Source organism: Streptomyces sp. NPDC001493, from assembly GCF_053597235.1.
In genome coordinates this window covers 21,648-35,095 of sequence record NZ_JBSFHV010000027.1, presented here as the reverse complement: position 1 = coordinate 35,095, position 13,448 = coordinate 21,648, and the positions used below count along the sequence as shown (strand labels likewise).

Sequence of the window (13,448 nt, the reverse complement as noted above, 5' to 3'; positions counted from 1 at the left end):
AGTGCTGCCCCAACGACCCGTACGGCAGAGGCGACATGAGCAGCGACAGAACCGCCGGGCCCCGCCGGGAGACCACCGACGGCGGCATATCGTTCTGGTTCGCGCGGGCGGGCATCCCCGCGCCCCGCGAGCCCCTGCCCGGCGACACCCACGCCGACGTGTGCATCGTCGGCGGCGGCTTCACCGGGCTCTGGACGGCGTACTACCTGAAACGGGCCGTTCCCTTCCTCAACATCACCGTGCTGGAAGCCAAGTTCTGCGGCTACGGCGCCTCCGGCCGCAACGGCGGGCTGCTCTCCGGCACCGTCGCGGGCCGCGACCGCTACGCGCGGCTGCGCGGCCACGACGCGGCGGTACGGCTCCAACGCGCCATGAACGAAGCGGTCGGTGAGGTCGTCCGGGCCGCCACCGAGGAGAACATCGACGCCGACGTCCACGCGGGCGGCGCCCTCGACGTGGCGTACACACCCGCACAGCTCGCCCGGCTCAAGGACCACCACAGCGTCGAGATCGCGTTCGGCGAGCGGGACCGGGTGCTGCACGGAGCCCGCGAGACCGCCGACCGCATCAGGGTCAACGGCGCGGTCGGCTCCACCTGGACCCCGCACGGCGCCCGCCTCCACCCGGCGAAGCTGGTCACCGGGCTCGCGGCGGCCGTCGAGGCGCTCGGCGTCACCGTCCACGAGTCGACCCCGGTCACCGAGATCCGCCCCAAGCACGCCGTCACCCCGTACGGCACGGTCCGCGCCCCGTACGTGCTGCGCTGCACCGAGGGGTTCACCGCGAGCATCAAGGGCCACCGGCGCACCTGGCTGCCGATGAACTCCTCGATGATCGTCACCGAGCCGCTGCCGGCCGCCCTCTGGTCCACGCTGGGCTGGGAGGGCCGCGAGGCCCTCGGCGACCTGTCGCACACCGGGACGTACGCCCAGCGCACCGCCGACGACCGGATCGCGCTCGGCGGCCGGGGGGTGCCGTACCGCTTCGGTTCGCGGACAGACGACGACGGGCGCACCGGGCCCGCGACCGTCGAGGCGCTGCGCGCACACCTCGTCCGGCTCTTCCCCACCACGGCGGGCGTCCCCGTCGCCCACGCCTGGTCCGGCGTGGCCGGCGTGGCGCGCGACTGGAGCGCGACGGTCACCCTGGACCGCTCCACCGGCCTCGGCTGGGCGGGCGGTTACGTCGGCTCCGGCCTCGCCACCGCCAACCTCGCCGCCCGCACCCTGCGCGACCTGATCCAGCAGGACTCCGGCCAGGCGGGCCCGACCGGGCTGACCGCGCTGCCGTGGGTGAACCACCGGGTCCGCCGCTGGGAGCCCGAACCGCTGCGCTGGCTCGCCGCCCACGGCTCGCACGCGGCCCACCGCGCCGCCGACCGCCGGGAGGCCGCCTCCTCGCGCGCGGACTCGGACCCGCTGGCCCGGATGGCGGACCGGATCGCGGGGAGGCGCTGAGGGGGCGCGCGGGGGCGGGGCGGGGGCGCGGGAACGGGGGCGCTGCGGGGCATCGGGTGCGCGGGTGCCGGTCCGGTGTCGTGCGGCTTCCGCGGCGCGGCAGGTGCACCTACGCTGCGGCCATGACGGCGAACCCCGCGCACCCCTTCGACCTGGTGATCTTCGACTGCGACGGCGTCCTGGTGGACAGCGAGCGCATCTACGTCAAGGTGGACGCGGTCGTCATGGCGGAGCTGGGCGCCCCGTTCACCGAGGCGGAGATCATCGAGCGGTTCGTGGGCTCCTCCGTGGAGGTGCTGAGGGCGGCGGTGGAGGAACGTATCGGCAGGCCGCTGGCCGACGACTGGGACGCGCCGTACTCCCACCTCTACCGCGCCGCGCTCGCCGAACTGACCCCCGTGGACGGCATCCCGGAGGTGCTGGCCGCGCTCACCGTCCCGTACTGCCTCGCCTCCAACGGCTCCCACCGCTCGATCCGCCGCAGCCTGGCCACGACCGCGCTGAGCCACCACTTCGAGGGCCGCGTCTTCAGCGCCGCCGACGTCGCCCGGGGCAAGCCCGCCCCCGACCTCTTCCTGCACGCCGCCCGCACCCTGGGCGCCGACCCGGCGCGGTGCGCGGTGATCGAGGACAGCGCGTACGGGGTCGCCGCGGCCCGCGCCGCCGGAATGCGGGCCTTCGGCTACAGCGGCGGCCTCACCCCGCCGGCCCGCCTCGAAGGCCCCGGCACGGTCGTCTTCGACGACATGCGCGCCCTGCCGGGGCTGCTCGCGGCCGGCTGACGCCTCCCCCGCCCGCTGCTTCCGTACCCGTACCGCCCCCGGGCGTTCCCGTACCCCTGCCGCCCCGCCCGCTTCCGTACCCGTACCGCCCCCGGGCGCGCGGTCCCCGCTCCCACCAGGCACCATCGGTGTCCGGGGCGGCACCCGTACGCCGCCTCCGGGCCCTGCGGGTCCGCCGCCCACCTCTCCGGAGCACGCATGTCCTACGACGTCCACGCGGTCCGCGCGCAGATCCCCGCCCTGAAGGCCGGTACCGCGCGCTTCGACGCCCCCGGGGGCACCCAGACCCCGCAGCCGGTGATCGACGCGATCGTCCACGCCCTGGCCAACCCGCTCGCCGTACGGGGCGTCCAGAACGAGGGCGAGCGGAACGCCGAGGCCATCGTCGCCGGTGCCCGCTCCGCGCTCGCGGACCTGCTCGGGGCCGACCCGCGCGGCATCGTCTTCGGCCGCAGCTCCACCCAGCTCACCTACGACCTGGCGCGCACCCTCGCCAAGGAGTGGGGCCCCGGCGACGAGGTGGTGGTCAGCCGCCTCGACCACGACTCCAACATCCGCCCCTGGATACAGGCCGCCGAGGCGGCGGGAGCAACCGTCCGCTGGATCGAATTCGACCCGGCGACAGCCGAGTTGACTCTCGACCACGTGCGGGACGCGCTCGGCGACCGGACCCGGCTGGTCGCCGTCACCGGCGCCTCCAACCTCACCGGCACCCGCCCCGACCTGCCCGCGATCGCCGAGCTCGTGCACGGCGCCGGAGCCCTGTTCCACGTGGACGCCGTGCACCTCGCCGCGCACGCCTCGGTCGAACTCGCGGCGACCGGCGCGGACTTCCTGACCTGCTCGGCGTACAAGTTCCTCGGCCCGCACCTCGGCGTGCTGGCGAGCCGGCCCGAACTCCTGGAGACCCTGCACCCCGACAAGCTGCTGCCGTCCACCGACGCCGTCCCCGAGCGGTTCGAACTGGGCACGCTGCCGTATGAGTTGCTGACCGCGGCGCGCGCATCCGTGGACTTCCTCGCCGCGTTGGCACCGACTGCCGAAGACGGAACCGCCGGAGACGGGACCACCGGTCGGCGGGAGCGCCTGGTCGCTGCGTTCGAGGCGATCGAGGCCCACGAGGACGCCCTGCGGGTACGCATCGAGACCGGGCTCGCCGCACTCGACGGCGTCACCGTGCACTCCCGCGCCGCCCTGCGCACCCCGACCCTGCTGCTCACCTTCCCGGGCCGCTCCGCCGCCGACGCCTCGCGCCACCTTGCCGCGCGCGGCGTCGACGCCCCCGCGAGCTCCTTCTACGCCCTGGAGGCGTCCCGCCACCTCGGCCTCGGCGACGCGGGCGGGCTGCGCGTCGGCCTGGCCCCGTACAGCAGCGAAGAGGACGTCGAGCTGCTGCTCGACGCCCTCGCCGACTACCTCGCCACCACGCCCGTCCGGGAGGACTGAGCGGAGCGGCCACCGCCGTCGCACCCATGCGCCGGGACCACGCGCACGCCGCGGCTGCCCGGGACGGTTCGGACGGTACGGGGCGACGGCCCGAACCGTCGGCCGGTGAGCGCCGGGGAGGCCGCCTATCCGGCCCTGGTCACGGCGTGCACCTCGCGGGACCTGCGCGGGGCGAAGATCGTGTCGTCCCCGGCCGGGCGGGACTGGGCCGGGACGAGGATGGAGCGCTGGACCCTGGCGAGCGCGGCGGACGGCTCGATGCCGAGATCGCGGACCAGGGTCGTCCGCAGCCGCTGATAGGCGCTGAGCGCCTCACCGCGGCGGCCGGAGCGGTGCAGGGCGAGCATGTACTGCCCGCACAGGCGCTCATGGGTGGGGTAGCGGCTGACCAGCGCGGTGAGCTCGGCGAGCAGTTCGCGATGGCGGCCGAGGCGCAGCGTGGCATCGATGCGCTGCTCCACCACGCCCAGCCGGCTCTCCTCCAGCCGCGCGACCTGGGGCGCCAGATGGGGTCCGGTCCGGACATCGGCCAGGGCCCGGCCGGTCCACAGGGCGAGCGCCTCGCTCAGCCTTCTGGCGGCCCGTTGGTGGTCCCCGGCGTCCACGGCCCGGTAACCGGCGTCCGTGAGCCGCTCGAACTCCCTGACGTCGCTTCGCCCTTCACCGGTCCTGAGCAGATAGCCGCCGGGCACGGTCACCAGAACGTCCTTGGCGGAGCGCGGAGCGGCATCGTCCGACCGGGCCTGGCCCTGCGACGGGAACTGGGACTGGGCCTGCCGCAGTGCCGCACCGATCAGCTCACGCAGTTGCAGGACGTAGTTCTGCAGGATGGGGCGGGCGCTGCGCGGTGGGGTGGCACCCCAGACTTCCTCGATCACCGTCGCGGCCGGGACGACCTGGTCGGCGTTGAGGGCCAGCAGAGCGAGCACCTGCCGTGGCTTGGGAGCGGTCGGCGTGACGGAGACGCCTTGCTCGCGCACCGCCAGTGCACCGAGTAGATCGATGTCCACGCTGCTTCCCATCTCTTCGGGGGGCCGTCCGGCACATGGCCGAGACGGCGCGTACTACTGACCTGGTGGCACCACGTGAACGCCGTCCCGCACTTCCTGGTGGATCAGAGTGCGGTGGCGGACTCGGTGCATCGCGCGGCGGAAGAATGTCCACTTGGTGGACGTACCAGGATGTTCCGGAGACGCGGTGAGGTGGCGTGGCCGGCGCCGCGCGCCGGCCGGGAACCGCGGGCCGGCCTTCGGCTCCCGCTCATCCCCACGGGTTGTGCTCCTCGGTGTCTCCCGCCTGCACGTCGACCGTCACCGGCTGTTCGGCCGGAACCTCGGTCGTCACCGGCTGATCCGTCGAGGAGTCGGCCGTCGCGCTCGGCGAGACCGCGATCGTCGAGGCGGTGGCGAGAAGAATCGCGCACACGAGGAGAAGTGACCGGCCCTTGATCATGCTCATTTTTTCCGCTCCCTGAGTCCGACCTGGCGGCGTTGCTTGAGGACTCCTGGAGCTTGGCAGGAGCCGCTATCGGGTCACGATCGACGGGAGGGGCGAAGGCAATAGCGAGTCGATAGCGGCTCGACCGCAGGAGAAAAATGCTCACTGTGGCGAGAAATGCTCTGTTGACGAACTCCCCCGCCCATGGTGCGCGGGGGCTCCGCGCCGGGCCCTGACCTTTCCGTATCGAAGAGTGACGCGTTCCCCCGCAGGTCGGCGGGGGATCGCGCCCTTCACCGAGTGAACGGCCGAATAACGCCCGTCCCAAGATTCATCACTTCGTTGACTCAGTCACCGCCGAATCTCTAGAGTCGATTGGGCGGCGCGCGTTCTTTGGGGGGGAAGCAACGTGAAGCAGAACGTGCCCCGGACCGACAGGGAGAGCGGCAGACCCGGAGTCCGGTTCAGCCTCCTCGGCGCCCTGCGGGCGAGTGTCGGCTCCACCGATCTGAAACTCGGCGGCGCACGCCAGCGCATCGTGCTCGCCACCCTCCTGCTCAACGCCAACCAGGCGGTGAGCCCGGAGCGGCTGATCACCGCCGTGTACGGGGAGGCTCCCCCGACGACGGCACGCGCCCAGCTCCAGATCAGCGTCTCAGGACTGCGGCGCCTGTTCGCCGCGCACGGCGCCGACGACGTCATCAGCACGCACCCCCACGGCTACATGCTCCGCGCGGACGAGGAGAACCTCGACGTGCTGCGCTTCGAGGCTCTCGTCACGACAGCCCGCGCCCTGCACGACGGAGGGCAGAGGGAGGAGGCGGCGACCGCGTACCGCCAGGCGCTGGAGCTGTGGCACGGCGATCCCCTCCAAGGCATTCCCGGGGAGTTGGCCGAGTCCTACGCCGACCGGCTCGTCGAACAGCACATCACCGCCGTCGAGGAACACATCCGGATCGGACTCGCGCTCGGCCGGCACGTCGCCTTCGTCGGTGAACTCTTCGATCTGGTCGCCCGGTTCCCGCTGCGCGAGGGCCTGCGCGGCCTGCTCATGCTGGCGCTCTACCGCTCCGGCCGGCAGGCGGAAGCACTCGGCGTCTACCGCGACACCCGCAAACTCATGCTCGACGAACTGGGTGTGGAACCCGACGCCCGGCTGAGACGGCTCGAACACTCCATCCTGACCACCGACCCGGCGCTCGATCTCCCGGGCAGTCGCACCACGGCGTCGGCCGGCGGTGCGCCCGCCGACGCCGACACACCGGAGATGCTGCCCGCCGCCGTCGCCGACTTCTCGGGGCGGGATCGCCTGGTCGCGGACGTCCGCGAGATGCTGGTGTCGTTCCGGGGCAGATCCGCCCTGGCGGTGCCGATCGTGACGCTCGTCGGCAAGCCCGGGGTCGGCAAGACCTCCCTGGCCGTCCATCTGAGTCACGAGGTCGCCGCCGACTTCCCCGACGGCCGGCTCTTCGCGGAACTGCGCGGCGGAGGCTCCGCTCCCGTGTCCCCCGCCCAGGTGCTCGAACGCTTCCTGCGCGCCCTCGGGGTCAAGGGCACGGCGATCCCCGACGGCGTGGAGGAACGGGCCGAGATGTACCGCGCCCTCCTGGCGAAACGGCGGGTGCTGGTCGTCCTCGACAATGTCGTCGAGGAGAGCCAGATCAGACTGCTGCTGCCCGGCAAGCCGTCCTGCGCGGTCATCATCACCAGCCGGGGCCCCACCGGTGCCCTCGCCGGGGCGGTACGGGTGGACATCCCGACCTTCGCCCTGGAGGAGTCGACCCGTCTTCTCGCCCGCATACTCGGCGCGCGGCGCGTCGCGGCCGAGCAGGAGGCCACGGAGACCCTCGCCCGCCTGTGCGGGCACCTCCCGCTGGCGCTGCGCATCGCCGGGGCCCGCCTGGCCGCCCGGCCCCACTGGGCGATCGCCGAACTGGTGGAACGCCTGGGGGACGAGACCCACCGGCTGGACGAGCTCGACTACGCGGACGTCGGCATCCGGGCCGGGCTCTCCCTCGCCTACGACAGCCTGCACGAGGACGCCCGGCGGCTGCTGAGACTGCTGGCCATCCTGGAGGAGGGCCCCTTCTCCCTCTGGGCCGCCATGGCACTCCTCGACCTGCCCGAACCGGCGGTGCACGACCTGGTCAACGAGCTGATGGACGCGCAACTGCTGGACATCGTCGGGGCCGGGACCGGACACCAACGGCAGTACAGGCTCCACAGTCTCATCCGGCTCTTCGCCCGGGAGCGGCTGGCCACCGAGGAGACCACGGAGGCCCGCGAGGCCGCCATCTGCCGGGTCCTCGGCTGCTTCCTCTTCCTGCTGACGAAGGCACGGGACCGCGAGTACGGCCAGGACGTACTGATCAGGGGCCGTCAGGTGTATCTGTACCCCCTGCCCGAAGCCCAGGTGGACCGGATTCTCGCCGAGCCCCTCCGGTGGTTCTCCAGGGAGCGGTCCTCGCTGCTCGCCCACGTCCGGCAGGCCGCCATGATGGGGTGCAGCTCCCTCTGCTGGGGGCTCGCCGTCACCGCGGTGACGTTCATGGAGACCCAGGTGTGCCTCGACGACTGGCGGGACACCAACGAGACGGCGCTCGAAGCGAGTCGCCGGGCGGGCGACCGCCTGGGCGAGGCGGCGACGCTCCACTCGCTCGGTTCCCTCGCCGTGACCCGGCAGGACTTCGCCCGTGCCGAGACTCACCTGCTGGAGTCCGCCGCGATCTTCGAAGAGACCGGAGAACGGCTCGGAGTCGCCCTCGCCACCCGTGGGCTGGGGTACCTGGCCCGCGTCCGGGGCCGTCACGACGAGGCCATCGGCCACTACGAGGCGGCGCTCGAAGTCTTCCGGCAGGACGGGGGCGCCGTCGCCGTGGCCTACGTACTGCACAACCTCGCCCAGCTACGGCTGGACAGCGGTGACGAGGCCGCGGCCCGTCCACTCCTGAGCGAGGCGCTGCGGCTGAGCCGGGAGGGCAGAGGCAGACGTGTGGAGGCCCAGGTGCTGCACCGACTGGGGCAGACCTGTCTGGACCGCGGCGACCACGACGGCGCTCTGGAGGCATTCGAGCAGGTACTGGAGATCGTCCGCCTCATCGGCGACCACACCGGTGAGGTCTACGCACTCCACGGTGTCGGCTCGGCCCTGCTGATGGCGGGCGAGGCCGAGGAGGCCGCCGAAACCCTGCACCGCGCCCTCGCGCAGGCGGAAAGCAACGGCGAGCGGCTGATCACCGGCCGGGTTCTGATGACCCTCGGCGAGCTGTCGCTGGCCACGCGGGACGTCCGGGAGGGGATCGGCCACCTGCGCCGGGCGCTGTCACTCTTCCGCGCGCTGGACGTTCCCGCCGAGCAGGCCGAGGCGCTGATCATCCTGCACACCGCCCTGCGAACCGCCGGGGACTCCGAAGCGGCGGAGAAATGCATGACCGAGGCACGGACCCACATGCGTGCCATGTCGCCGCGGGCCGCCGCACTGCTCAGGTGCAGGTCGGGGAGACCGCCGGAACGGCTGCTGAGGGCTGTGCCGTAACTCCCGGCGAGCGGGCGACGACCGCCACCGCACCTCGTCACACCAGGCCGGACCGCCCGCACCCGTCCCGTCCGCGGACACTCCGCGGCCGTATACGGGCACGGGGTCCAGTGCCGCGCGGCACGCCACCGGGAATTGCGGAACGGCCTTCAGGTGAAGGCCACGATGTAGTGGTGCAGCGAGAAATGTAAGACCACGCGACGCCGTGCCTGATCACCGTGGACCCGGAACGTGGTGACGACTTCCGGGCAGGTGGGCAGCGCCCCCAGTCCGCAGAAGTACCGGTCGACGTCGAACGCCAACTGGTAGAGGCCCTGGGCGGCACCGTGGCCGCCCCAGTCGTCGATCCGGCCGAGCTCGTCCGTCGTGCACTCGACGAGCGGAACCCAGTCCCTGGCGACGCGCATCCCCAACCGCACGCGCAGGCCGGCGGCACCGCGGCCATGAACGCTCTCCAGTGCTTCCAAGGACAGGCTCACCATGACCAACTCTCTGTTCGTACCGTGCGGGCCCGAAATCCGCTGTGGCCGGGCGGACCGCCAGAACCCTCAGCGCCGCGCCGTCCACTTTGCCCAGCACTATTTTCTTGCCGAACTTCCGTCGCCGGAATGAAGATTCCGGCATATTTTCCGGGCGCCACCGAATTTGGCGCGAATGGCGCCCACCGGGGCTGTTACGGAAAACGGAAATGACGACGAACGCCGAGTTCCGGCACCTTCAATGTCATACGCCAAAAATCCGGCGGGTCGGGAATCGGCGGTCCTCACCTCTCCCACCCGACCGGACCCTCTGGTTCCGCATCAGTCCGCGGCGCGACGGGCGGGGCCGGTGGAACGGCCGGCCGCTCCACCACGCACGAACGGCCCGCCCGGGCGCCTGCCGTACTCCTCGACGGCCCGGACGGGACGTTCGGTGCTTCAGAGCTGGGCCGCCGTCGCGGCGTTCACTCGTTCGACCCCTTCGCGTTCGAGCCGGCGCAGCAGCGGCAGCACCCGGGTGTAGAAAATCCGCATCTCGTCACGCGTCGGCCAGCCCGAGAAGATGAACTCACTGATCCCGGCCGCCTTGTACGCGTAGAGGTACGCCGCGACCTCCTCGTAACTGCCCACCACGCACAGGGCCGGTCCGCCGCGATAGGCCACGGCACCGGAGTACAGCATGGGGGACAGCCAGTCGGAGTCCGCGGACCCGGCCAGCCGGAAGGAGGTGGCCACCGCCACGGAGTCGGAGGCGGCCACGGCGTCGGCGATCCGCCGGCGGTGCTCCTCGTCGGGATCGCCCATGAGAGCGGCCAGGTCCGCCAGCGCTTCCGCCCGGGTCTCCCTCGCCAGCACGTGCATACGGGTTCCCACCCGGCGGCCCTGGGCGAGCACGGGCTTCGCCGCCTCGGCCAGTCCCTCGGGGGTGTCGCCGTAGCGCAGCCAGCAGTCGCCGTACTCCACGGCGGTCTGCTGGGCCACCTCGGAGGCCCCGCTGATGTAGATCTCGGGACGGCCTCCGCCCTTGTATCCCAGCCCGATCTGCGCGTTCTCCAGGCGGTGGTGCTTGCCTTCGTAGGACAGGGGGGTCTCGTCGCGCCAGAGCCGGTGGAGGACGTCCAGGAACTCGTTCGAGCGGGCGTAGCGCTCGTCGTGGGCGAGGAAGTCTCCGTAGCCGGCCTGCTCCGCCGGGGAGGTACCGGCGACCAGGTTGAGGGATATCCGCCCGTCGGACATCCAGGAGATGGTGTTCACCACCTGGGCGAAGAGCGTCGGCGAGAGCAGCCCGGGGCGGTAGGCGAGGAGGAACTTGATGCGCTCGGTCTCGCGGACCAGCGCGCCGAGCACCGGGAGCGGATCGGGCATGTGGGCGCCGATGCCCATCAGGAGCGAGTCGACGCCGAGACTGTCCGCCTCCTGCGCGAACTCGACGATCTGGTCGAGGTCGAACTGTCCGGTCCCGTACTTGCCCGTCGCCTTCTGCTGACCGCTGAGCGGCGAGTTCCAGTGGACTCTCAGCTCGCCGGTTTCCGGCTCCGGCCGGGGTGTCAAGCCGCTGACGGCCACGTTGCCACCTTCCGATCGATCGAATTCCTATAGTTCTGATCCGTCAGGACCCTTGCGGTCCCTCCGAGTTCGATACGTGGACCTGGTCCCGCCGTGGCAGTGATGGTGGCGCGGCCACCCAGGGCGTCGCCCATGTCGACGGCGATCCGGCGGACGCCCCGGCCGGCCAGGTGGGCGGCGAGAGCGGCCGTCCCGTTGGCGTTGGCGAGGTCCTCGCCGACACCGATCGAAGGGGCGAACATCCGTGCCGCGAGCACGCCCTCCGGCGAGGGCGGCGAGTGGACGTACGCGCCGATCAGTCCCGACCGGTCGCAGACCGTCCGGAGGCGCGCCAGGTCGGGGCGGAGCCCGGCGAGCGCGGTCCGGCTGGGGACCGGTACCAGCACGCGCGCGCTGCCCACACCGGCGATCCGGACGTCCGGCCCGGCTTCGTCCGGCGCGATCCCCAGAGCGGCGAGTACGGGGACCACTTCCTCGGCGACGGGTTCGCGCAGGGAGACAGGACCGGGGTCGAACGCCGCGGTGACCAGGTCGCCGTCGCGCTCGGCCCGTCCCGCGAAGACGCGCCCCGCCGCCCGCAGGGTGACCCGGTACGGCTCGTCGCCGCCGTGCCGGGCCGCGAGGAGGGCGAGAGCGGCGATCGTGCCGTGACCGCAGGCGGGCAACTCCCCCTGCGTGGTGAAGAAGCGCAGGTCGACGACGTCACCGGAGCGACGCACGTACACGGCGTGCGAGGTGCCCCGCGCGGCGGGTATCCGGCGCCGCTCGTCGTCGCCCGGCGCCGGACCGTCCCCGTCGTCCTCCAGGACGACGGCCGTGGGGCTGCCGCCCGAACCGTCGCGCAGGCAGGCGTGGACGAGCGCCACCCTCGGTGTGCTCACCGCGCGCTCACTTCGCCTCCTCCAGGGTGGCGTACCCGGTGGTCGCCGCCTTACCGGACCCGCTGGCGCCCTCCTGGAGCTCGAAGAGCGAGCCGAAGGGCCGCTCCGCGAGCGGCAGGCGCCACGCGCCGGCCTCCACACGAGCCGTGTTCGACACCTCGCCGCGCAGCAGCCGTACTCCGGCCTCGTTGTGGCCGGCGTGCGGTCCGAAGTGGATCGGGAAGGCGTCGGCCGCCCGGTAGGCCGGCAGGAAGGCACGGCGGAAGCGGTCGGAGCGGTTCGGGGACGAGTAGTGCAGGAGCAGGGGGTGGATGAAGACCACGCTGCCGGCCGGCGCCTCAAGGGCCACGGCGTCCGCCGGGTCGGGAGCGTCGGGGCCGGTCACCTTGCCGCGGAAGTGCCCGTCGACGTAGTGGTCGGCGAGGCCGTTCCGGTGGGAGCCGGGCATGACCTGGAGGGCGGAGTTCTCGATGGTGGTGTCGTCGAGGTAGAGCAGCGCCGTCACCAGGTCGGTATTGGTGTGGGGGTAGTACGAGAAGTCCTGGTGCCAGTCCACGACACTGCCGACCTGCGGTGCCTTGAGGTGGAGCTTGCTGTAGTGGAAGAGGATGTCGGGGCCGATGAACGCCTCGACGTGGTCGAGCAGAGCCGGATGGGCGGCGGCGCGCTCGAACGCGGAGTGCTGCTTGGTGGGGGACCAGATCCGGCGGGCCATGCCGTTGTCGCCGGGCTCCACCTCGGCGACGGAGCCGATGTCGGAGACGGCCAGGATCTCCGTGATGGCGGTGTTGAGCTCGGCGACCTCGCCCGCGTCGAAGAGACGCTCGGCGACCGCGTAGCCGTTCTCCTGGTACTCCCTGACGAGCGCTGCGCTGACCTGTGCGGACATGCGGATTTCCTCCCTGCTGGGCGGCAAGAGTGCGGACGGGTGGGGCGGGTACCCGTGGGAGCGGCCCGGCGGGTGCCCCGGACCGCCCCCACGGGGCGCGGGGGCCGGCCGTGGGCCGGGCGCCCCGCGCTCGCGGATCAGACCGCGGCGGCGGGCTCCGCCTGGGCGACCGCGGTGTCCAGGTGCTTGGAGACGGTGTCCGCGTAGATCTCCCGGAAGAACAGCGCGAGGATCTCCTGGACGTCGTCGATGTACTTGAGAACCTGGCGGAAGTCGTCCTCGCTGAAGAGCAGCTGGTGGAGGATGTCCCACATCTCCTGCGAGTGGTCCTCGGTGGAGTCCACGTGGAGGTGGGCCGCCTGCCCCTTGACGCTCTCCTTGCCGAGCCGCTCCTGGAGGTTCTCCACGATGGCCGGCTGGAGCTTGATCTGGGTGTACTCGACCAGGTAGTTGGAGACGACCGGGGCGAGGTACGACTCGTGCTCCAGCGCGTAGTAGAAGAAGCCCTCCAGCAGACGGGTGGAGAGGTACGGCTCGGTGGCGCGGATCTCGTCCTCGGTGACGCCGGCGGCGGCCGCGTCACTGATGTACAGCTTGTCGTGGAGCATCTCGTCGGCCTGGTACTGCGCGTAGTCGCGGGCCGCCCTGGGGGCGACCTGCGCGATCTTGTAGATGGCCTTGGACTGGCTGACCCGGGAGAGGCGGATGCGCCACACGTGCTCGATCAGGGTGCGGCGGTAGTACGCCTGGTGGAGCTCCGGCTCGGAAAGGTGGGACGCGAAGGGGACGGTGTTCTTCCACTCCACCATCTTCTTGTCCAGGTACTCGTCGAGCTCGATCTTCTTCGCCCGGCTCTGCGCCTCGTTGTAGAACGGCTTCGGGTACTCGATCCCGGTGTTCTGCACGCGGTTCATGCCTTCTCCTTCATAGGTGATCCAGCGGAAGGGGTTCCTCGCTGGGGTTCGCACAACGGTCT

12 protein-coding genes are annotated in these 13,448 nt (G+C 71.9%); 5 read left to right on the top strand and 7 right to left on the bottom strand.

Annotation, left to right across the window (positions count from 1 at the left end):
* Positions 1 to 35: 35 nt before the first annotated feature.
* The 3 genes from ACWCWD_RS30285 (at position 36) to ACWCWD_RS30275 (ending at position 3,685) form a co-directional block, all read left to right on the top strand.
* A complete protein-coding gene (locus tag ACWCWD_RS30285; protein ID WP_450777691.1) occupies positions 36 to 1,457 on the top strand; it encodes an NAD(P)/FAD-dependent oxidoreductase in 1,422 nt (473 codons plus the stop codon).
* A gap of 122 nt (positions 1,458 to 1,579) precedes the next feature.
* Complete coding sequence (locus tag ACWCWD_RS30280) at positions 1,580 to 2,239, top strand: HAD family hydrolase (RefSeq protein ID WP_450777689.1); 660 nt, start codon at positions 1,580 to 1,582, stop codon at positions 2,237 to 2,239.
* A gap of 198 nt (positions 2,240 to 2,437) precedes the next feature.
* A complete protein-coding gene (locus tag ACWCWD_RS30275; protein WP_450777687.1) occupies positions 2,438 to 3,685 on the top strand; it encodes a cysteine desulfurase-like protein in 1,248 nt (415 codons plus the stop codon).
* A gap of 125 nt (positions 3,686 to 3,810) precedes the next feature.
* Here the strand turns inward: ACWCWD_RS30275 and ACWCWD_RS30270 are convergent, their stop codons facing one another.
* The gene (locus ACWCWD_RS30270) at positions 3,811 to 4,695 is read right to left on the bottom strand and encodes an AfsR/SARP family transcriptional regulator (RefSeq protein ID WP_450777685.1); all 885 of its coding nucleotides are present in this window, start codon (positions 4,693 to 4,695) and stop codon (positions 3,811 to 3,813) included.
* A gap of 250 nt (positions 4,696 to 4,945) precedes the next feature.
* Complete coding sequence (locus tag ACWCWD_RS30265; RefSeq protein WP_450777683.1) at positions 4,946 to 5,143, bottom strand: hypothetical protein; 198 nt, start codon at positions 5,141 to 5,143, stop codon at positions 4,946 to 4,948.
* Between the two features lie 388 nt (positions 5,144 to 5,531).
* Here ACWCWD_RS30265 and ACWCWD_RS30260 point away from each other — a divergent pair, with 388 nt between their 5' ends.
* Positions 5,532 to 8,657, top strand: coding sequence for a BTAD domain-containing putative transcriptional regulator (locus ACWCWD_RS30260; protein ID WP_450777682.1), 3,126 nt, complete (start codon positions 5,532 to 5,534; stop codon positions 8,655 to 8,657).
* Positions 8,658 to 8,806: 149 nt separating this feature from the next.
* On the opposite strand, the gene ACWCWD_RS30255 is transcribed toward ACWCWD_RS30260, so the two are convergent.
* Positions 8,807 to 9,139: a hydroxyisourate hydrolase gene (locus ACWCWD_RS30255; RefSeq protein ID WP_450777680.1), complete on the bottom strand. Its 333-nt coding sequence runs from the start codon at positions 9,137 to 9,139 to the stop codon at positions 8,807 to 8,809.
* On the opposite strand from ACWCWD_RS30255, the gene ACWCWD_RS30250 reads away from it, so the two are divergent.
* Positions 9,138 to 9,269 (top strand): hypothetical protein, encoded by a 132-nt coding sequence (locus tag ACWCWD_RS30250; RefSeq protein ID WP_450777678.1) that lies wholly within the window; start codon positions 9,138 to 9,140, stop codon positions 9,267 to 9,269. The two genes, ACWCWD_RS30255 and ACWCWD_RS30250, sit on opposite strands and share 2 nt — an antisense overlap.
* 305 nt (positions 9,270 to 9,574) lie before the next feature.
* Here the strand turns inward: ACWCWD_RS30250 and ACWCWD_RS30245 are convergent, their stop codons facing one another.
* The 4 genes from ACWCWD_RS30245 to ACWCWD_RS30230 form a co-directional block, all read right to left on the bottom strand.
* Entirely contained in the window at positions 9,575 to 10,702 is a 1,128-nt protein-coding gene (locus ACWCWD_RS30245; protein ID WP_450777676.1) for an LLM class flavin-dependent oxidoreductase, read from the bottom strand.
* A complete protein-coding gene (locus ACWCWD_RS30240) occupies positions 10,684 to 11,583 on the bottom strand; it encodes a PhzF family phenazine biosynthesis protein (RefSeq protein ID WP_450777674.1) in 900 nt (299 codons plus the stop codon). The genes ACWCWD_RS30245 and ACWCWD_RS30240 overlap by 19 nt, the downstream gene beginning before the upstream one ends.
* Positions 11,584 to 11,590: 7 nt before the next feature.
* A complete protein-coding gene (locus ACWCWD_RS30235) occupies positions 11,591 to 12,472 on the bottom strand; it encodes a phytanoyl-CoA dioxygenase family protein (protein ID WP_450777672.1) in 882 nt (293 codons plus the stop codon).
* Positions 12,473 to 12,609: 137 nt separating this feature from the next.
* Positions 12,610 to 13,386 carry an iron-containing redox enzyme family protein gene (locus tag ACWCWD_RS30230; protein WP_450777670.1) on the bottom strand — a complete coding sequence of 259 codons (777 nt, stop codon included), beginning with the start codon at positions 13,384 to 13,386 and terminating at the stop codon, positions 12,610 to 12,612.
* Between the last annotated feature and the right edge of the window lie 62 nt (positions 13,387 to 13,448).

Excerpts from the sequence above, each read along its gene's own strand:
- ACWCWD_RS30285 (WP_450777691.1), top strand. The coding sequence starts at position 36 with ATGAGCAGCGACAGAACCGCCGGGCCCCGCCGGGAGACCACCGACGGC.
- ACWCWD_RS30280 (WP_450777689.1), top strand. The coding sequence starts at position 1,580 with ATGACGGCGAACCCCGCGCACCCCTTCGACCTGGTGATCTTCGACTGC.
- ACWCWD_RS30275 (WP_450777687.1), top strand. The coding sequence starts at position 2,438 with ATGTCCTACGACGTCCACGCGGTCCGCGCGCAGATCCCCGCCCTGAAG.
- ACWCWD_RS30265 (WP_450777683.1), bottom strand. The coding sequence starts at position 5,143 with ATGAGCATGATCAAGGGCCGGTCACTTCTCCTCGTGTGCGCGATTCTT.
- ACWCWD_RS30250 (WP_450777678.1), top strand. The coding sequence starts at position 9,138 with ATGACCAACTCTCTGTTCGTACCGTGCGGGCCCGAAATCCGCTGTGGC.
- ACWCWD_RS30255 (WP_450777680.1), bottom strand. The coding sequence starts at position 9,139 with ATGGTGAGCCTGTCCTTGGAAGCACTGGAGAGCGTTCATGGCCGCGGT.
- ACWCWD_RS30235 (WP_450777672.1), bottom strand. The coding sequence starts at position 12,472 with ATGTCCGCACAGGTCAGCGCAGCGCTCGTCAGGGAGTACCAGGAGAAC.
- ACWCWD_RS30230 (WP_450777670.1), bottom strand. The coding sequence starts at position 13,386 with ATGAACCGCGTGCAGAACACCGGGATCGAGTACCCGAAGCCGTTCTAC.